We start from the raw sequence: 20,772 nt of genomic DNA on the forward strand, positions 1-20,772 counted from the left end.
AATCTATCTGTCATCCTTTCACCATTTTCCTTAGATATGTTTATATGGTGCGAATTCCTAAGATTTCGCCAGCGTAACCCCCTGCCTCATGTCATCGAATGAGCAGAAGGATTCTCGACCCTATCTAGTAATTCGCTAAGACTACGTACTTGATGATAAGTGTCGGTATAAGCAATATGTGATGCATTAAATTCACTAGGGCTAACGAGTCCGGCAGCGGCAGATATTCTGAATAGGCTTTCTCGTAAGGTTACCAAAAAATTAAGTGTGCGGTAACATTTTTCATCAACGACTAATGCCTGCTGCAGCTTGGTGTCTGTGGTAGCTACACCAACTGGACAACGGTTGGTATGACAGATTTGTGCCATAATACAGCCCACGGTGATCATAAAGGCACGAGCGATATTGATTAAATCAGCACCCATCCCAAGCAAAACAGCAATGCGGTCAGCCGTAAACAGTTTTCCTGAGGCGATCACTTTTACACGATCTCGCACACCATATTTTTTCAATGTTTGATCGACAATCATCACGGCTGACTTTATCGGTAAGCCGACGCGATCAGCTAATTCTTGAAAGGTAGCCCCCGTACCACCTTCCGATCCATCTACGGTAATAAAATCAGGACCTGTTCCGGAATCCCTCATATATTGGGCAATTTCTTCAAAAGACTGATTACCTCCGATAACGACCTTCATGCCTACAGGCAGTCCTGTGTGATTTCGAATTTTATCAATGAAGTCAAACAAGGAAGGAACATCATGAAATTCATGGAAGCGGTTGGGACTATCAATCTCTTGATAAGGCTCAACATTACGAATAGCAGCAATTTCTTCCGTTACCTTTTCCGCAGCCACATGTCCGCCGCGTGTCTTCGCTCCTTGGGCTAACTTTAATTCAAAAGCCTTTACTTGTGGTATCTCACTTTTTTCTTTCAAAAGATCCCAGCTGAATTCCCCAGATTTTGTACGCACACCAAATAAACCTGGTCCGATTTGAGCAATGATATCGGTATTTCCTTGTAAATGATGATCAGACAAACCACCTTCTCCAGTATTCATCCAAGAACCACCAGCCATACCAATTCCTTTAGATAAGGCAGCAATTGCATGATCTCCCAAGGCACCATAACTCATGGCTGACATTCCCACCAATCCTTTAACGATAAAAGGGTGCCGGCATTGCGGTCCAAGTACAATCGCGTGTTCATCAGTAAGCAGCCAAGGTTTGATTTGATTATCTTGGAATGTTTCTTTTCGATTAAATAAATTGTCCTCTTTGATTTGATACACCTTGGAATCAATAAGCGGTTGATTATCTACTTCCAATTCTGCTTGCTGTTTAGGAAACATGGCGTTTTGTACATAAAAATCCGCTTCTTCAAAATCTCGTCGCGAACCAAAACCTATCATGTTCTTCTGATATTTGGCTGGCATGATGATATCGCGATAATCATCACGGGAGAAAGGCTTGCCCGATCGATCTTGATCAAATAAGTATTGCCTTAGCTCAGGCCCCATCTTTTCCAGGATATATCGCAATTTCCCGAGCAATGGGAAGTTTCGCAAGATGGCATGCTGATGCTGACTGCGATCTTTCAGGTAAAGAAAAACAAATAATATCAATGGCACAATAATGATGGTAACGATAAGTATAATGGTGGAAAGCAGGATCCAATCTAGTATATTCCATTCCATTTTGTTGTCACTCCTTTTTTGATGTATGAATAAGGTGGTCCTATTTATGGAATACCCTGTTTTTGTGGAAGTACACGGTGTAGTGAATAAATACAAATATTCACATGGAGAGATGCATTATTAATTACTGAAAATAGTGATCACGCTTCATAGGATGAATGCCCATTATGCTTCAATCAGGTAATTTCATTCAGTTACCAAAAAGCAATCAAAAAAATCGGTTCTCATATTATTTATCTTACAGAAATGTATCAGTTCATTTCTGCAGTTAGATAAACAGGGGAAAAATGTGATATAGTTAAAATTAATTAAAAATTATGGGTGGAGTGAAGAATGCTAGGGAAATTTAGCAAGAAAGGTATGACAAGGGTAAAGAATTACAATATAGTCCTAATGGAGCTTTGAGATAGAAGTGATTTCCGTCTTATTTTAAGCGCATACAATATATAAAATAAACTATTAATAGGGGGCGTGTTGTAAATTCTACGTATTGTTTGTTAAATTGCTCATGTAATTTTATGAAGATGCTATCTATACTCATAAAAATTCAGTCAAAGGATGTGGGGAAATGAAAAAAATAATTCAAGTAGGTACAGGTGATTTTGGATTGACATGGCTGGAAATTCTGAAAGATGATCCCCATGTAGACATTGTTGCCGTTGTAGATGTAGCAAAAGAAAATTTGGAGAAAGCTCGCAGAATAATGGACGTAAAAACGATCAATTATTATGAGAATCATTTAGAAGCATTTGAGAAAGAAACAGCGGATATCGCAGTGGTAATTACTCCACCACAAACACGTGGGCAAATTACTTTAGATGCCTTAAAGCATGATTTCCATGTTTTCATGGAAAAACCTTTAGCCCACACGAAAGAGACAGCAGATGATTTATTTGAACTTGCAAAAAAATATCAACAACATGTGGTAGTAAGTCAAAATTATCGATATCGACCTGAAATTCAAGCCATTAAACAAGCAGTAGAACAAGAAGTCGTTGGTCCTATTGAATATGTTGAGTGGAACTTTCAACGGGCTTCTAAATTCGGGGGATGGAGAGATAATTATCAAGAAATCATTTTGGAAGATATGAGTATTCATCACTTTGATTTATTAAGATACATTCTTGGAAAAAACGCAGATACTGTATATGCCAAAAGTATGCGTCCTTCTTGGAGTTGGTTTCAAGGTAATCCAACAGCGAGTGTGTTGATCGATATGGAAGGTATACATGTCAATTACTTTGCGAGCTGGGTAACTAGCGGTCCGGAAACTTCTTGGAATGGTGAGTGCAAGTTATACGGTAGGCAAGGCATCATCGCATTAATTGATGATAGGCCTATGATTATTAAGTCAAATGGAGAAGAACAGTCATTATCTCTTCCTGAGATGGAAAAACAAGATCGAGCTTTTTCTATAAATGAAATGATAACAGCTATTGAGGAGGGGCGAGAACCTAGTAATGTTGTGTCTGATAACATCTACAGTTTCCAAATGGTAAGCGCTTCTTTGGAATCAATTAAATTAAAAAGAGAAATTGATTTGAAGAAGAATTTGTAACAATAGAAAGCCTATATGGGATAATGACATATTCAAGTAGAGATGATAATGATGAGCGATATCTGCTTTTATTTGAATTAACGTGGTAGGCTTAGGCTTACCACGTTAATTGTACAATTATACCAATCTACTTCTTCTTAATCGTAATCACATGAAAACTCTGATTAGGCAAAATCGCATGTAAATGCCCGCCATCTAATGCTGCATTACCATTCGCCTTTGGAACGACATTATTGGGCTGAGCCTCCGTGTTTTCTGCCTTTAAGTCAGGATGGGTTAATACAACATGTTTGTCCACCTGATATCCTTCAAATTGACGCAGATCAACGGTGAGTTCCATTTGTTCCTTCAAGTCTTTGTTTACTGCAAAAATAGTAACGGATTCTTGTTCTTCATTCATCACAACAACAGAGTCTAGGTAGGGAGCATCACCGTGAACAGACTCATAAAAAGGGACATCGATTTCTGTTTGTAGCACGGTGCCTCGACCTAAATTACTGATCAACTCAAACGGATAGTAAATGGTTTGTTTCCAAGCCCCGGTATCTGATGTCATAATCGGTGCGATCACATTTACCAGCTGAGCAAGGCAGGCAATCTTGATGCGATCGGCATGTCGCAACATGGTAATCATCATGCCAGCTACTAAGAGGGCATCTTCAAAATTATAAACATCCTCCAATTGATGAGGGTGCTGCGTCCATCGTTCAATGTCTTTGTCTTGTTCATTAGAATGATACCAAACATTCCATTCATCAAAAGAGAGATGAATATCCTTTTTACCACGTTTTTTCGCCTTGACGGCATCACAGATGGAGATGACTTGGCTGATAAACTGATCCATGGCGACGGTATTGGCTAAAAATCCAGCTGAATCGTTATCACGATTGCCATAATATTGATGTAAGGATAAATAATCGACTTGATCATAACACTCCATCAACACGGTATCTTCCCATCCACCGAATGTCGACATTTGCAATGAGGAGCTGCCACAAGCCACGGTTTCAATTGTTGGATCCATCATTTTCATGGTACGTCCCGTTTCAGCAGCAAGTCGGCCGTATTCATAAGCCGTTTTATGTCCCTCTTGCCAAGGGCCATCCATTTCATTGCCTAAACACCATAACTTAATATCATGCGGCTCTTCCCACCCATGCTGACGGCGCAAGTTACTATAGTAACTCCCGCTTTTTAAATTGCTATATTCCAAAATATTTTTGGCAGCTTCGATTCCCCTAGTGCCTAAATTAACCGCCATCATAGTTTCTGTCTTCGCCTTTTTCGACCAATCGATAAATTCATTTAAACCGAATTGATTGGATTCAATGACCTGCCATGCTAAGTCAACTGTTTCTGGTCGTTTATCTTTTGGTCCAACACTGTTTTCCCAACGATATCCTGACACAAAATTCCCACCTGGATAGCGAACGACGGGAACATTTAATTGTTTGACCAAATCAATGACATCCTGTCGAAACCCCTGTTCATCAGCAAAAGGGCTTTCCGGTTGATAAATTCCTTCATATACGGCACGACCAAGATGTTCAATAAAGGACCCATAAATGCGGTTGTCGATTTCACCAATCTGAAAATGTTTGTTGATATGTAAGTTTGCTTTTTTCATGTCTATCATCCTTTCTAATATTCGGAAGGTTGTTTTTGATAATGTTGCAATCGTTCAAACTCTTCGTCAGTGATCGCTAGAATAGTCCCATGCTTAAAACCATAAGGAAAAGAAAAGTTCGTATCGGCACGGGTGAATTCACCGCTAGCCAAGGAATCAGCCAGGAATGGGATATAACCGTGACCGGCAGCGTCTTTTGTTCCATAAAAGTCTAAAAATAACGCCCAGCGATTATCTGCTAATTTTGTAGCAGTTGGTGCTTCATACACGCCTGTTTCCAGCTCACCCATACCATGATCAAAAGCCTCGATCTTTTCAAATGGACCGGTGATGTGGTCAGAACGTAATAGAATAATGTTGGCTGGATGGCCTTCGCTTTTCACAAAAAGATAGTACAGGCCATTTTCTTCGTACATCGCAGAATCAATCACACCACTATCTTCTTTCTTATACAGAATATTTGGTTCGCTAAAATCACGAAAATCCTTTGTTCGTGCATAATAAATCGCTTTTGGACCAAAATTGTTATCCGCATGGGCAGAAGACCAATGTACGATGTAATCCTCATTGTGCTGGTCATAGATGATATCTGGTGCCCAAAGACAACCAAAATGCTCATTTCCAAGTGGTATCATTTCTTGCGGTTCCCAGTTGATTAGGTCTTGGGAGCGCCATAGGGCTAAGGATTTGCTGCCATGGCGTGAAATGGTTTCCCATGATCCCTGATATTGATTCAACATACCATAGGATAAGCTCAAATCTGTTGCCAGGATGACAAATTCTCCAGTCTTGGTACGGATAATGGTATGGTCACGAACACCTTTGTCACCATAGTAACTCCACAGCACTGGCTTTTCTTGATTGACAGATTCCCAATCAAACCCATTACGACTGATGCCAAAATAAACTTGTTCGCCATCAGGTGTTCTTTTCTCTTTAAAGTGAACGAATAGATAGGCACACATCTTATTACCTCCCTAAAACTATTAGGATAAGCATACTAGAAAACCCTTTCAAAAAGAATAGGCTTTTTTCCGTTGTTCTTGACACTTCTTCCGGTCTTGATATACTCAAGGAAAGGTAAGGGGGATGCTTATGTTGAGACTGGATTATTGTGATTATAGCTGTCATAATCGCGATGGTGATAGGATTTATCGTCCTAATGGGTTAGGTTGTTATCTTTTTTTACGTTTCTATCAATCAATGCGTATAGTATTAACTGATTCCATCGTGTACGCACAGGAAGGTGCTTGTATTCTGTTTACACCTGAGTATCCGCAAGATTATTCTGCAATACAAGAGTTCCAGAATAGTTATGTGCACTTCCATATGCAAGGGAGGAATGCTCTAGATTACCAGTTGCCATTAAATGAAGTTTTTTATCCTGAAAATATAGAAGTAATCGATCAACTATTTCAAAAGATCCAGGCGGAATTTCTTTCACCAGACATCTTTCAACAAGAAATGATGGATATGTTACTTCGTCAGCTGTTGATAGAAAGTTCGCGGCAACTTGTCCCATCTTATCAATCAGAAGAAGCTAGTATGTTACACGCTGCTTTTCGTAACCTTCGCTTTACCTTACTTACTCAATGTGAAAAGGATTGGACGATTGCCCAGATGTGCCAGGCTGTACATTTAGAGAAAAGCCAATTCTACACATATTATGAACGATTCTTCTATATTTCGCCCAAGGCTGATTTGCTGAATGCACGTATAAATAAAGCTAAACAAATGCTAGTAAACCAAGCGGCCGTAATCCAAGATGTATCGGAAAGCTGTGGTTTTGGCAGTGCTAGCCATTTTTCGCGTCAATTTAAACGATCGGTCGGATATTCGCCACGGGAATTTCAAGAGAAGCGGTTGAGATGATTAGTTTATTAACTTTTCAATATCTAATAATATTGTTAGGAGTTTTGACTGTGAAGCTGGATGGTGCATGGTTTATTCTAATGAAAGTAATATATTTTTATAGAATAGCCAGGTTTAAAATACAAGGGGGAGTAAAAATGACAGTCACAGAAGAGTTTAGCCTATATAGAATAGTTTCAGCTATTATACTATCAGGAAGTAATATCCTTTTAGTGCAAAATAACAGTAACGATGCTGATTATACGTGGAGTCTTCCAGGTGGAGTAGTGGAGCTAAATGAAACACTTGAAAAGGCACTTTATAGAGAGGTACACGAAGAAACTGGACTGCATGTGCAAAATCAGGAATTAGCGTATATTCATGAAAGTTTTATTCGGAAATATACGGCACATAGCCTAGTGACCGTATTTAGAATAGAGGTTGATTTAAAAGATACACCCCAAATGAACGATCCTGATGGTGAGATTGTACAAGTAAAGTGGGTACCTGTAAGAGAATTAAGCCATTATATTAAAAAATCACATGTGCTGAGAGCTTTAGAAAAATGGTTGAAAACGAGACAAACATGTTATATAAAAGAAAAGGAAATTTTGTAAACAAACACTTGTTCTACCTGGTGATTGATGCTATACTAGTCTTAGAACTTCACCACGATACATCCCTCATAACCTCACAAAGGACGTGCTATAATGACCGTATTATCACTCGTTCGCGAAGCACCTCAGACCTACACCAAACATGACCAATTATTCAAAGAATTAATCCACAACTTTTTCGAAGAATTCCTGGAAGCCTTCTTTCCTGATGTCCACGCTTATTTAGACTTTGCCACCATCAAACCCCTTTCAGAAGAAGTATTTTCCGACTTGCATGATGGAGACACTCGCCGCTTGGATATTGTCGTGGAAACCAAATTGAAAGAAAGCGATGCTATGCTGATTATCCATGTCGAACCACAAAGTTACCAACAGTCGAATTTCCATGAGCGCATGTTTCTTTATTTTAACATGTTGTATAATAGGTATAGAAAACCGATTGTGCCGATTGCTGTTTTTAGTTACGAGGAAGACTGGGAATATGACCAATATACGATGGCTTTCCCTTTCCATCATGTGTTAACCTTTAACTATAGGATCCTTCATTTGCGTGAAAAAGATTGGCGTGACTATATTCGTTCAGATAACCCTGCAGCGGCAGCCCTTCTGAGTAAAATGGGCAAGAAAAGGTAGAAGTAAAGAAAGAATTCCTGCGTATGCTAGTACGAATGAAATTAGATCCAGCCAGAGAACGACTAATTTATGGATTTTTTGAAAGCTATTTAATCTTAAATGAAGAAGAGGAGGAAGAATTGATGGAGGAAATCAAACGATCGGACGATGCCGAAAAGATTTTGGAACTGCCTATTTCGTATGAGGAAAAAGGGAAGGAAATGGGTAAAAAAGAGGATGCTGTAGTGATGTTGAAGGAAGGTTTTTCTTTAGATTTAATCTCAAGAATTACCGGTTTGGAAAAAGAGGTGATTGAGGACTTGAAAAGAAATTCTAAATAATTAGTAGGAACAGGTGTGAGATAAGGAAGTAGCTTGTCACTAATGATAATGCTTTAAGGTAAACGGATAACCCATGTACATTATCGTTCGTTTTCGAAAAAGGAACTAGACAGTAATCTCCCTTATTTGATATGATAAGTTGATGTTTTTGAAAAATGTTAGAATATTTAAACGGATTCGAAAGGTCTGAGGAGATTATAATGAAAGTTTTAGGAAGAATTAGTTCATTTGCGGGCAATACCTTTGCACTATGGGTTATCCTTATTGCCATTATTAGTTTTATCTTTCCTAGTGGATTTAGCTGGATTATTTCATATGTCAACATCTTGTTGGGAATTATTATGTTCGGCATGGGTTTGACACTGACACCACAGGATTTTAAAGGAATTATCAAAACACCAAGAAGTGTATTGATCGCAGTGATTGCACAATATACAATTATGCCTTTATTTGCTTATTTATTGGTAAAAGTTTTTCAGTTAACACCGGAAATTGCGGTAGGTGTTATTTTGGTTGGCTGTTGTCCTGGCGGGACAGCGTCGAATGTGATTACCTTTTTGGCGAAAGGAAATACGGCTTTATCTGTAGCTACAACTACCGTTTCTACGCTATTATCACCGATACTGACACCAACGCTCACTCTATTGTTAGCAAGTGAATGGATGTCTGTGTCTTTTGTTGATATGTTTTTTTCTATTGTAAAGGTAGTATTGATTCCGATTATTTTGGGCTTTGTTGTGCGTATGCTGTTCCGAGAGCAGGTGGAAAAAAGTGTTACTGCGCTACCGCTTGTCTCCGTAATCGGTATTGTTGCAGTAGCGGCAGGGGTTGTTTCTGTCAATACAGAGGCGATTGCAACGTCTGGCTTACTCATTTTTGTTGTGGTCATGTTACATAATATCCTAGGTTTACTGGTAGGTTTTCTATTGGCAAGGATAAGTAAGCTGAACTTCGCCGATCAAAAGGCGGTTGCGATTGAGGCGGGCATGCAAAATTCAGCATTGGCCTCGCAACTAGCACTGAACTTCTTTGCGGCCAACCCGATAGCAGCCGTGCCAAGTACGATATTCAGTATCTGGCATAATATATCTGGGCCGGTACTAGCGACTTTTTGGTCGAAACTTAGTGACAAGGCACAGAAATAATATAGAAAAGAAGTCGGTCAAATCAGTCCGGCTTCTTGTTGAAAAATGTGAAGTTTTTGTCGTGATTTTTGCTGTTAAGGATCTTAGCAGGTACAAAATGCGGCTTCGGTTATGATAACACCTCTAAATGAAAGCGATATCCTTGCAATATTCCTAGCACTTCAAATAAAATACAGAGTACAATCGTTAAACAACTTTTGGAGAAGAGGTGGCCTTAGGTGAATCAAGAAGATCAATTGTTTGATCAATTTTATCAAAATGCATTAGAGGAGTCTGTCAAGGCGGTAGGACCGGCAGAGCGAAGATCGATTTTAACTAATACACTTCTTGAATTGCTAGGAGATTTTTCGTATTTAAATGATACCCGAGTTCCTTTTCAGACACGTGTGCTAGAAACAAAGGATTGTGAGAGATATCACAGAGATTTAATAGCATTGTCCGTTACAGAGCTTGTGGAGATAAAAATGTTTATTTTAACACCGAAGACCAATCAAGAGGTTTTTCCATCTGTTCTGGCTGTCCACGGACATGGATATGGTGTCCATGAAGCGGTAGGGCTGACTAAAGATGGGGAAAAAGAAGAAAACACGATTCACCATCAGTTTGCTATTCAGTTAGTGAATCAGGGTTTCAAGGTTTTTGTGCCTGAAGTAATTGGGTTTGGTGAGAGGCGTTTGACGAGAGATATAGAAGCGGGAAATGAAAATTCTTGTGAATCGATGGCAACCAATCTATTAATGGAAGGAAAAACATTAGCTGGTCTGCGGATTTGGGAGGCACGGTGTATACTAGATTATATAGAAGAGGACGCTCAAGTAGATGCAAATAATATAGCAATGATGGGCTTTTCAGGAGGTGGATTGGTGTCCGCTTTTACAGCCACTTTAGATACCCGAGTCAAGGCAACGGTATTAACTGGATTTGCCAACACATTTAAGGGTAGTACGATGGCAATGCACCATTGTATTGATAATTATATTCCAGGTATTTTGGCGGTGGCGGAACTGCCAGAGTGGATTGCTTTGATTGCCCCACGGAGTCTGTTTATTGAATCGGGCGAGAACGATCCAATTTTTCCAAGTCAATATACCAAAGAGGCTATTGAGGAAATTAGTGAATATTATACATTTTCTCCAGAGAAATTTAGTTATGATATTTTTCCAGGGGCACATGAAGTAAGTGGTAGAAAAGCGTATAATTGGTTACAGCAACAATTGCTGCAAGGAAAAGGGGGGTAGTCATGAAAAATGCTATATTCATAATGAACCAAGATACCTTTAATTTGGTGTATCCTTCTTTTATACGAGATGAGATAGCCACATTGGTGAACGTTGTAGCCGAACCAATGTCGCAACAGGAGTTAAGCAAAGACTTATCGGTATTGCAAGATGTAGAGATTATCATTACCGGGTGGGGAGCACCTGCTATTGATCAGACACTACTAGACGCTGCTCCAAATCTTCAACTTGTTCTATATGGTGCAGGATCGATTAAGGCTATTGCAAAGCAGGAGGCATGGGATCATGGCATTCGATTTACAACCGCCGTATCTGCTAATGGCAGGCCGGTGGCAGAGTTTACTTTGTCACAGATTCTCTTTTGTTTGAAAAATGGTTGGGAGTTTGTCCGAGAGATTGAAGCAACGAAACAGTATCCACCGAAGCCTTTTGCCATAAAAGGGGCATTTCGAAGCAAAGTTGGTTTAATTTCGCTGAGTACGGTAGGAAGACATACGTTGGAATTGTTGCGTCCGTTTGACATCGATATTTTGGCGTATGATCCTTTTATTACGCAAGAGGAAGCGGATCAGCTGGGGGTCACACTTTGTTCCTTAGAGGAATTATTCCGACAAGCAGATGTGGTCTCCTTACATACACCGCTGCTGGAAGAAACGATTGGGATGATTCGCGGAGATCATTTCCGCTTGATGAAGCAAGGATCCAGTTTTATCAATACAGCAAGAGGAGCGATTGTTCGAGAGCAAGAAATGATCGAAGTGTTACAAGCGCGCAAGGATATCACCGCAATACTTGATGTGACACATCCTGAACCGCCAAGCCAGGATTCCTTACTGTTTCAACTGCCAAATGTGGTCATCACCCCACATTTAGCAGGAAGTGAAGGCGAAGAATGTGGACGGATGGGAAGCTTTATGTTGGAAGAATTAAAAAGGTATCTAGATGATCAACCATTAAAATGGGAAGTTAGTGAAGCGCAATTTGTACGTATGGCTTAAAAAAGGAGGTCTATTGTGAAATTAGGAGTATGTTCGGTAACATTTCGTGATAAAAGCCCTCAGGAAATCATTGATTTAACAAAACAGGCAGCATTGGATGCGATTGAATGGGGAGCTGATACACATGTTCCAGCTGGAGATATGCAAACGGCTCAAGAAATTGGAGAAGCGACGAGAAATCAAGGGTTGGAAATTAGCTCTTATGGCTCATACTACCGCTTGGCGGATTATGGGGATAACGAGGAAGCATTTCAAGAGGTTTTGCAGTCGGCCGAGGTATTAGGAGCACCAGCGATTCGTGTCTGGGCAGGGGTAACAGGCAGCGATAAAGCAAGTGATGATTATCGAGGGTTGGTCGTACAGGACGCTCGTCGAGTTGCCGATTTGGCTAGTAAGCATGGAATCAGCATTCATTTAGAATTCCATGGAAATACGCTGACAGATACCAAGGAAAGTGCACGACAATTAATGGAAGAGATTGACCATGATAATGTCTTTACGTATTGGCAGCCGCCCAATAGTGTATCCATAAAGGAAAGATTAGCTAGCATAGAAGCCGTAAAACCTTGGATAACCAATGTTCATATTTTCTATTGGTATTCTTTTGAGGATCGTTTAAACTTAGCTGAGGGACAAACAGAGTGGCTGCAATATTTAAGAGAGATATTTCAGGACGGCAAGGAACGATATGTATTGATGGAATTTGTTAAATATGATGAAGAAGAGCAATTCTTAGAAGATGCTCAGACGCTGCATGAATTAAAACAAACGCTTAAGCCGAGTCTATAAGGATGTTGATGTGCATGGTAAGGCAGATACGTGTTGTCTTATCATGCGCGTAAAGGCTATCGTTTATTTAGTTACCGGTAACAATTATAGATTTATATTCCCTTACAACGGTTGTTTAGTCAAATAATGTAAGCGCATCATAATTGCCCAGCGGTGTTTTGTGAATATAATCAACATTCAAAAAAATAAATAGGAGGTATGATGTCATGAATTTTAGCAGAGAAGATGTAGAAGTGTACTTACAGGCAGTCAGAAGGGTCATTCGGGAGGGTCCATTTGATGCGACTTGGGATTCTTTATCACAATATCAAGTACCAAATTGGTATCAGAAGGCGAAGTTCGGTATTTTCATTCATTGGGGATTGTACTCGATACCAGCCTTTGGGAATGAATGGTATTCTCGTAATATGTATATCCAAGGCTCTCCAGAATTTGAACACCATCGGAAAACCTATGGGGAGCATAAAACGTTTGGATATAAGGATTTTATTCCTCAATTTCAAGCAACAAACTATGACGCAGAAGAATGGGCGCAGTTATTTGCTGACGCAGGTGCACGATATGTGATGCCAGTTGCAGAGCATCATGATGGTTTTCAGATGTATCGCAGTGATATATCAGCTTTTAACGCCTATGATATGGGGCCGAAGCGGGATTTAATGGGTGAATTAGAGACATCTCTATCCGAGCGAAGCATCCCATTTTGTGCATCCTCCCATCGAATAGAGCATTGGTTCTTTATGGGGCATGGGAAAGAATTTGATAGTGACATCAAAGAACCATTAACTCGCGGTGATTTTTACTGGCCAGCTGAAAAGGAATATGGCACACATGACTTGAATGCTCCTGCACCTAGCGAAGAATTTATGGAAGATTGGCTGGCTCGTTGTTGTGAAATCGTGGATAATTATCGTCCGAAGGTATTTTATTTTGACTGGTGGATCCAGCATCCAGCTGCCAAGCCGTACTTGAGAGAATTTGCCGCCTATTATTATAACCGTGCTGCCGAATGGGGAGCTGAGGTAGCGATCAACTATAAGCATGATGCATTTATGTTTGGCACGGCCGTCTTGGATATCGAACGCGGACAATTTGCCGAACAGAAGCCCTATTTCTGGCAAACTTGTACCTCTGTAGCTACCAACTCTTGGGGATATACCGAGAATAACCATTATAAGACAAGTTATAGCCTGATTTGTGATCTGGTTGATATTGTCAGCAAAAATGGTACTATGCTTTTAAATGTCGGACCAAAAGCAGATGGCACCATACCTGACCAAGATAGACACATTTTGTTAGAGATAGGAGAATGGTTGCGGGTAAATGGGGAAGCGATCTATGGCAGTAAGGTATGGCGTCAAGCGGGCGAAGGTCCTACTACTATCGAGGAAGGCCAGTTTACCGATGCGGAGCAGAAGCAGTTTACCTCGGAAGATATTCGTTTTACGGTGAACGGATCGTATTTATATGCGACTGTGCTCCAGTATCCTGAAGATGGATTGGTCCATATCAAATCACTGGCAGACCAGGATGCGTCGAAACTGCCGCATTTTTCTGGAATTATCAAGGATGTTACGATACTAGGTTATGAAGAAAAACCAGTATGGAAGCGAACAAGCAGCGGATTGCAGTGTAAAACCACGCAGGTGCAATCAGATAAACCAGTGGTATTAAAAATAGAATTGGACTGACTGTATTTGCCACTGTCTATTTTATATTATTTTTAGTATAATGAAAAATTAGATGAAACAAATAAACTTGTCACAACGTAAATAGTAAATAGACAAATGAAAGGAGGTGAATACAGATGGCGATTGAATTGTTGTATGACTTATTAGCTGAAGTTTCTCCAATGTACTTTTATTTGAGTATCATCCTGTCAATGATTTTCACGTTTCGAATGGTAGATATTCATGTTAGTAGTACGATAATGGCAAACCAGAGATATACAAAAGAATACCATGCATTGGCATTTAAGCGGCTGCCAATCGATGACGCTCGTGAGGATTCACGTGATGTACAAGACTGGATAACCCATACAACCAAGCGCATAGATGTGCCTGATGATGATAGTGATAATCATTCCTTCTCGTTTTATCCAAGCAAACAAAAACGAGGAGGTTCACAATGGGACAAAAATCTGTATTCCCTTTCTTTGGCAAGTATAGTTTTATTGTAGGAACGATTCTTTTATTTTTAACTGGTTGTGTTGGTGATGGAGATTCATCTGGCTTTTTTGATCAGTATTTGATTGGTCCATTTTCTTATCTTATCAAACATTTGGCGACTCTATTAGGGGATAATTATGGACTGTCTATTATCGTGCTGACGGTGATGATACGTTTGTTATTGATGCCTTTCATGCTAAAACAAATGAAATCAAGTCGCGAGATGCAGGAGAAAATGAAGGTGCTAAAACCCGAGATGGATGCAATCAAGGAAAAGTATAAAGATAGCAGTAAAGATGCCAATGTGCAAATGCAACAGGAGACGATGCAACTTTATCAGAAACACCAAATCAATCCTTTAGCATCGCTTGGCTGTCTGCCTATTATCATTCAATTTCCGATCTTAATTGGTTTTTACTATGCGATTCGTAGCACACCGGAGATTTCCACTCATTCCTTTTTGTGGTTTAGCCTGGGAGAGGCAAATATCTGGATGGCATTGATAGCCATGGCGGTTTATTTTGTGCAATCAAGAGTGACACAAATGGGTATGGATCCCGCTCAGAAAAAACAAATGGCGATCATTGGTCTGATCTCACCGGTCATGATTGGTCTGGTTTCTTTTGGGGCACCAGCAGCACTTCCGCTGTATTGGACGACGGGTGGCTTGTTTTTAATTGTTCAAACACTGATTTCCAAGAAACTGTATCAACCAGGAACTTTATCCACTGCCATTAGCTATAAATCGAAACAAACATAGAAGGTTATTCAAGAGACAGGGTGGTTTGCCCTGTCTCTTTATTTGTGGATACGGAAATGACGGCCAAAATGAGAGGAGAATCGTAAAAAATGTCCGTCATCTCGGAAATGACGGCCAAAATAAGAGGAGAATCGTAAAAAATGTCCGTCATCTTGGAAATGACGGCCAAAATGAGAGGAGAATCGTAAAAAATGTCCGTCATCTTGGAAATGACGGACAAAATGAGAGAGAATTATGAAAAAAAGTCCGTCATCCGCAACGAGATCGCTTTCCTGTTTTAAAAATTTTTCGATAATTCTTGACAAGGGTTTTTCCTTGTGATAAAGTATACCATGTTACTTGGTATTATTTGAACGCTTTTTTACTATATTAATAGATGCAGATACAATCAACTCTCTATGTTGCTATAGAGAGTTTTCCAAACTTATAAAATTATATAGAAATATCTTATCCAGAGTGGTGGAGGGACATGGCCCTGCGAAACCCGGCAACCTTTAAGTGCATGCAGCTTAAAAGGTGCTAAATCCATCAGGTATCATCCTGACAGATAAGAAGTGGAACAGTCCTCTTTTTATCGAAAGAGGGCTTTTTTTATTAGATGATCGATAACATAGAACGAGGGGATTATAATGACAGTTGTTATTTTGGATGGGAAACGAACACCTTATGGTAAATGGAATGGGGCATTGGCGGGGTATAACGCTGTATCACTTGCCAGCAAACCATTAACTCATTTAATAGAAAAATATCCGACTCTGGGAACGATTGATGGCGTGATACTGGCACAAGTGATTCAAGCTGGCCAAGGACAGAATCCTGCGAGGCAAGTGGCATTTCAGGCGGGGTTAGACAGTCGGATTCCGGCGATGACAGTAAATAATGTTTGTCTTGGCGGGGTAGCCACCGTGATCGACGCTGTAAGAAGAATCAAACTTGGCGAAGGGAACACCTACATTGTTGGTGGAATGGATTCCATGTCCAACGCTCCTTACGTCATTCCAAAGCCTAAACCCAAAGACTTTGGTCATCAGCAAATGACGGATACCTTGCTTCGAGATGGATTATCCTGCGCCTTGAGTGAACAATCCATGGGCGTGTTGACAGAGCAGTATAACCCATCCTTTCACATTACTAGAGAAGAGCAAGATAACATAGCTTTTTTATCACAAACACGGGCAGCAAAAGCGCGTGACGCTGGACGATTAGCGGAAGAAATCGTGCCGTTTGATCAGGTGTTAGTAGAAGATGAGGGAATACGGCCTCAGACCACATTGGATAAATTAGCAGGTTTGTCACCTGTTTTTGCAAAGGATGGAACGATTACGGCAGGGAACGCTTCACAAATGACGGATGGTGCGAGTGTTGGAATTGTCACTACTTCAGCTAAGGCAGAAGAGTTGAATACGGAGCCACTTGCTTGTGTCAAGGATTGGGCAGAAACTGCAGGGCCAGATACCAGCCTACAAACCAAACCAGCAGATGCCATCGAAATGGTATTAAAACAGCAAAAACTTACCGTGGAAGATATTGATTTATTTGAAATAAATGAGGCATTTGCCAGTGTCGTTATTGCCAGTGCCAATCAATTATCTATTTCCGAGGATAAATTAAATGTAAATGGTGGTGCAATAGCTATTGGTCACCCATTAGGCGGTACCGGTTTCCGACTGGTTCTAACTCTTGCCTACGAATTAAGACGACGAGGTGGGGGGAAAGGAATCGCTGCATTATGTGGTGGTGGCGGACAAGGAATCGCGATATTAATAGAGGTAAATGGGAAAGGGGATAAAGCATGAGTGTGGAAATAAAAGAACGCAATCATCATTTATTATGGGAGCCTACTCAGCAGGATATCGAACAATCAAACTTAAAAAGCTTCGCCACACAAGTGAATCAGCCATTATTCCCTTATGAAAGGTTGCATCGCTGGTCGATAACCCATATCGGTGCCTTTTGGTCGGCTGTTTGGGATTACGCCGAGCTGATAGGAGAGAAAGGTACGATTGCTTATTTGCCTGGCAAGACGATGAAAGAAGCTACCTTTTTTCCGGAAGCACGGCTGAATTTTGCCGAAAATCTCTTGCAAGGAAATCCCAATAAGATTGCTGCTTATGAAGCAGATGAAACAGGCGTGACTGGGCAAATAACCTATGCCGAATTGCGAATCGAAGTGGCGAAAGCACAGCGCGGCCTTCGTTCATTAGGTGTTGGGAAGGGTGATCGTGTTGCTGGAATTACCAATAATAATGTAGAAGGTTTGATTGCCTTATTAGCGACGACCTCGCTTGGAGCCGTATGGACGTCCTGTTCACCTGATTTTGGTGCAAAAGGGATTGTTGACCGGATCGGACAGGTACAGCCGAAAGTATTAATCGCTAATCTTACGTATCAATATAAACAAAAGCCATTTGACATCACCGATAAGGTCTTGGAAACCGTGGAACAAGTCGGCAGTATTGCTAAAGTGGTTACGACACTGGGAGAGGTAGAAGGTGGCTTGACCTGGGAAGAGCTGCTTGATAACGACGCAGTGGAGCCGGTTTTTGAACAAATAGCTTTTCGCGACCCAGTGTATATCCTCTATACTTCCGGTACAACGGGATTGCCAAAAGCCATTGTCCATTCGGTTGGCGGCACATTACTGCAGCATGTGAAAGAACATCAGCTTCATTGTAACCTGAAAGAAGAGGATGTGCTATTTTGGTATAGCAATACGGCTTGGATGATGTATCCTTGGCTCGTATCTGGTTTAGCGAGCAGAGCTTCGGTTTTATTATATGATGGTGCTCCTGTGTTACCAGATAAACCAGCACATTTATGGAATATTGCTGAGGAAGTAGGACTAACCCATTTTGGCACAAGCCCGAAATATTTAGAAACCTTAATGAAAGAGAATATCGTCCTAAAAGAACGTTATCCCTTAACCCGGTTAAAAAGCATTCTGTCCTGTGGTGCTCCATTAGCAGCAGAGCAATATGACTGGATTTATCAGACGGTAAAAACGGATCTCTATTTGGCCTCGATTTCTGGCGGTACAGAGATTATGGGATGCTTTGTAATGGGCTCTCCCATCCATCCAGTTAAACGAGGAGAAATAAGCTGCAAAGCGCTAGGTATGTCGGTTGACGTGTTTGATGACCGAGGGGTGGCAGTCTATGACCAAAAGGGAGATCTCGTTTGCACGCAGCCATTTCCAAGTATGCCGATCACTTTTTACGGTGAAGGCGGAGACGAGAGATATGAGAAAAGTTATTTTTCGGAACGGCCTGGTATATGGACACATGGTGACTTTGCGGAACAAACGATTGACCAAACTTTTGTTATCTATGGTCGTGCCGATACCGTATTAAACCCGGGTGGTGTGCGAATCGGAACAGCAGAAATCTATCGTGTATTGGAACAGATAAAAGCAGTGGAAGATTCGATAGTATTCGGCTTACCTTGTGACAATGACGAAGAGATTGTCCTTTGTGTAGTGGTGGATGAATTGACAAAGGGATTAGCCAAAGAAATCAGACAGGAGATTCGCTTGAAGGCTTCTCCACGCCATGTCCCCCGTCGCATTTATCAAGTTGCCGATGTACCTCATACGAATAATGGTAAAAAAGTAGAGGGAGCGGCGAAGACAGAGGCGATTGGGAAAGAAGTGAAAAATAAGGCTTCTATACGCAATCCGGAATGTCTAGCAGATTTCACCCATATCAAGAAAAGGGAGTGCTATTAATGGTGAAGCGTCCAAAAGGTGCGATTATTGGTATTGGGGAGTTACAGCCTGTACGCTATTCAGAAGAAAAAACGACGTTAAGCTTTATCGCCGAGTCGGTGCAATTGGCCTTACAGGATGCAGGATTATCGAAGGAAGATATAGATGGTCTGCTCGTTGGACCTCAAGTAGGAGAAACGCCTCAGCATGTACCAGCAACTGTAGCCGAATATTTAGGCTTGGAGCCCTCGATGTCTAACACGGTAGACTTAGGTGGTGCTACTGGCGCAGGTATGATCTGGCGCGCTGCAGCTGCAATTGAGGCAGGCATGTGTGAAACAGTCGTCTGTGTATTAGCGAATAAAAATGAACGAGGTAATCCGCCACGTTCACCGAATCGTAATCCGATCCGTGAGTTTGATGTTCCATTTGGAGCATCTGGTGCCAATACATCCTATGCCTTGTTAAAAAGGCTGCATATGGAAAACTACGGATCAACACAAGAAGATTTTGCACGGATTGCTTATTGGGCAAGAAAGAACGCTCGTAAGAATCCTAAAGCAATTTTTCATGACAAACCTGTGGAATTAGAAGATATCTTACAGTCACCGATTATTTCCGATCCGCTTCATTTATTAGAGATTGTGATGCCATGCGCAGGAGGTGCGGCGGTGATCGTGACCTTAGAAGAGAAGGCGGAAAAGGCTAAGCAGAAGCCCGTTTATCTAAAAGGGGCAGGTGAAAAAATCACACACCGAGCGGTTAGCCAAGCTCCAGCAGTGGATCGACATCCTTTCTCCTATTCGATACCTTATGCCTTGAATCAAGCAGGTTTAACCGGGAAGGATCTAGACTTACTCTCTCTTTATGACTGTTATACGAGTGTAGTTGCTGTACAGCTGGAAAGCCTCGGCATTTGTGAACTCGGTCAATTTGGCTCTTTTGTCCGATCACACACGTTCAGTCATGATGGGGATTATCCCTTAAACACCCATGGAGGTCAATTAGGATTTGGTCAGGCGGATTTGGCAGGCGGTATGTCACATGTTATTGAAGCCGTAACACAATTGCGCGGTGAAGCGGTTGGGCGCCAGATTCCAGAGGCAAAGCACGCCCTCGTCACTGGTAATGGAGCGACTTTAAGTGAGACAACAGCTTTAGTGTTAGGAGGAACGTCATCATGAATATCTCATTACCGCAACCAACGATCACTCCTATAACTCAACCATTTTGGGATTATATACAAAAAAAGCAGTTCTATCTGCAATATTGTCTGGATTGTGGTCAGGCGGTGTTTTATCCACGAGCACATTGTCCCCATTGTTTTGGCTCCCGCCTAGAATGGCGTCCGGCCTCAGGGAATGGAAAATTAACAACATGGAGTGTTGTCTATCGAGCTGGACATCCAGCATGGCAAGAACGGACACCTTACGTGGTAGGCATCGTTGAGTTAGAAGAAGGCCCTTCGTTATTAGCCCATCTAATCATCGATGAAGTGGAACTGCGTTATCAAATGCCAGTGGAAATAAATTATCAAGAAGTGGATGCTTTTGTATTACCGTTTTTCCGAAAGAAAGGAGCTCACGTATGATTCTTACCTACTTTTTGTTCATTGTATTTTTTTGGGTAGTAGGTTTAACCATTTGGACAAAGTTTTATAAAAAAAGT

At 41.0% G+C, this 20,772-nt stretch carries 17 protein-coding genes, 1 pseudogene and 1 riboswitch; of the genes and pseudogenes, 15 read left to right on the plus strand and 3 right to left on the minus strand.

The window, feature by feature from the left end:
* Window positions 1–86 precede the first annotated feature (86 nt).
* On the minus strand, window positions 87–1,697 hold the full coding sequence (locus tag BN6556_RS11540) for an FMN-binding glutamate synthase family protein (protein WP_066191475.1): 1,611 nt from the start codon (window positions 1,695–1,697) through the stop codon (window positions 87–89).
* A 568-nt stretch (window positions 1,698–2,265) separates the two neighbouring features.
* Here BN6556_RS11540 and BN6556_RS11545 point away from each other — a divergent pair.
* The gene (locus BN6556_RS11545) at window positions 2,266–3,255 is read left to right on the plus strand and encodes a Gfo/Idh/MocA family protein (RefSeq protein WP_066191478.1); all 990 of its coding nucleotides are present in this window, start codon (window positions 2,266–2,268) and stop codon (window positions 3,253–3,255) included.
* Window positions 3,256–3,382: 127 nt separating this feature from the next.
* Here the strand turns inward: BN6556_RS11545 and arfA are convergent, their stop codons facing one another.
* The gene (arfA, locus tag BN6556_RS11550; RefSeq protein ID WP_316245344.1) at window positions 3,383–4,888 is read right to left on the minus strand and encodes an arabinosylfuranosidase ArfA; all 1,506 of its coding nucleotides are present in this window, start codon (window positions 4,886–4,888) and stop codon (window positions 3,383–3,385) included.
* Window positions 4,889–4,896: 8 nt separating this feature from the next.
* Window positions 4,897–5,847 carry a glycoside hydrolase family 43 protein gene (locus tag BN6556_RS11555; protein ID WP_066191483.1) on the minus strand — a complete coding sequence of 317 codons (951 nt, stop codon included), beginning with the start codon at window positions 5,845–5,847 and terminating at the stop codon, window positions 4,897–4,899.
* Between the two features lie 130 nt (window positions 5,848–5,977).
* Here BN6556_RS11555 and BN6556_RS11560 point away from each other — a divergent pair, with 130 nt between their 5' ends.
* The 14 genes and pseudogenes from BN6556_RS11560 to BN6556_RS11625 all read left to right on the plus strand — a co-directional run bounded on the left by BN6556_RS11560 (window position 5,978) and on the right by BN6556_RS11625 (window position 20,695).
* Complete coding sequence (locus tag BN6556_RS11560; protein WP_161485700.1) at window positions 5,978–6,754, plus strand: helix-turn-helix transcriptional regulator; 777 nt, start codon at window positions 5,978–5,980, stop codon at window positions 6,752–6,754.
* 50 nt (window positions 6,755–6,804) lie between these two features.
* Window positions 6,805–7,350: an NUDIX hydrolase gene (locus tag BN6556_RS11565; protein WP_161485701.1), complete on the plus strand. Its 546-nt coding sequence runs from the start codon at window positions 6,805–6,807 to the stop codon at window positions 7,348–7,350.
* 93 nt (window positions 7,351–7,443) lie between these two features.
* Window positions 7,444–8,303: pseudogene (locus BN6556_RS11570) on the plus strand (Rpn family recombination-promoting nuclease/putative transposase).
* A 200-nt stretch (window positions 8,304–8,503) separates the two neighbouring features.
* On the plus strand, window positions 8,504–9,448 hold the full coding sequence (locus tag BN6556_RS11575; protein WP_066191491.1) for a bile acid:sodium symporter family protein: 945 nt from the start codon (window positions 8,504–8,506) through the stop codon (window positions 9,446–9,448).
* A gap of 218 nt (window positions 9,449–9,666) precedes the next feature.
* Window positions 9,667–10,686: a dienelactone hydrolase family protein gene (locus tag BN6556_RS11580; protein WP_066191493.1), complete on the plus strand. Its 1,020-nt coding sequence runs from the start codon at window positions 9,667–9,669 to the stop codon at window positions 10,684–10,686.
* Between the two features lie 2 nt (window positions 10,687–10,688).
* Window positions 10,689–11,684, plus strand: a complete 996-nt coding sequence (locus tag BN6556_RS11585; protein ID WP_066191495.1) for a hydroxyacid dehydrogenase — start codon at window positions 10,689–10,691, stop codon at window positions 11,682–11,684.
* Between the two features lie 15 nt (window positions 11,685–11,699).
* Window positions 11,700–12,473 (plus strand): sugar phosphate isomerase/epimerase family protein, encoded by a 774-nt coding sequence (locus BN6556_RS11590; protein WP_078060077.1) that lies wholly within the window; start codon window positions 11,700–11,702, stop codon window positions 12,471–12,473.
* Between the two features lie 206 nt (window positions 12,474–12,679).
* On the plus strand, window positions 12,680–14,164 hold the full coding sequence (locus tag BN6556_RS11595) for an alpha-L-fucosidase (RefSeq protein ID WP_066191499.1): 1,485 nt from the start codon (window positions 12,680–12,682) through the stop codon (window positions 14,162–14,164).
* Between the two features lie 116 nt (window positions 14,165–14,280).
* On the plus strand, window positions 14,281–14,652 hold the full coding sequence (locus BN6556_RS21940; RefSeq protein ID WP_130859566.1) for a hypothetical protein: 372 nt from the start codon (window positions 14,281–14,283) through the stop codon (window positions 14,650–14,652).
* The gene (gene yidC, locus BN6556_RS11600; RefSeq protein ID WP_066191502.1) at window positions 14,601–15,401 is read left to right on the plus strand and encodes a membrane protein insertase YidC; all 801 of its coding nucleotides are present in this window, start codon (window positions 14,601–14,603) and stop codon (window positions 15,399–15,401) included. The genes BN6556_RS21940 and yidC overlap by 52 nt, the downstream gene beginning before the upstream one ends.
* A gap of 444 nt (window positions 15,402–15,845) precedes the next feature.
* Window positions 15,846–15,955: riboswitch (SAM riboswitch) on the plus strand.
* Window positions 15,956–16,030: 75 nt separating this feature from the next.
* A complete protein-coding gene (locus tag BN6556_RS11610; RefSeq protein WP_066191508.1) occupies window positions 16,031–17,197 on the plus strand; it encodes a thiolase family protein in 1,167 nt (388 codons plus the stop codon).
* A complete protein-coding gene (locus BN6556_RS11615; protein ID WP_066191511.1) occupies window positions 17,194–19,125 on the plus strand; it encodes an acetoacetate--CoA ligase in 1,932 nt (643 codons plus the stop codon). Before BN6556_RS11610 ends, BN6556_RS11615 begins: the two co-directional genes overlap by 4 nt.
* A complete protein-coding gene (locus BN6556_RS11620; RefSeq protein ID WP_066191514.1) occupies window positions 19,125–20,288 on the plus strand; it encodes a thiolase family protein in 1,164 nt (387 codons plus the stop codon). Before BN6556_RS11615 ends, BN6556_RS11620 begins: the two co-directional genes overlap by 1 nt.
* Window positions 20,285–20,695 (plus strand): Zn-ribbon domain-containing OB-fold protein, encoded by a 411-nt coding sequence (locus BN6556_RS11625; protein ID WP_066191516.1) that lies wholly within the window; start codon window positions 20,285–20,287, stop codon window positions 20,693–20,695. Before BN6556_RS11620 ends, BN6556_RS11625 begins: the two co-directional genes overlap by 4 nt.
* The last annotated feature ends 77 nt before the right edge of the window (window positions 20,696–20,772 follow it).

The sequence above is a fragment of the Gracilibacillus timonensis genome (genome assembly GCF_900086715.1).
Taxonomy (GTDB): domain Bacteria; phylum Bacillota; class Bacilli; order Bacillales; family Amphibacillaceae; genus Gracilibacillus; species Gracilibacillus timonensis.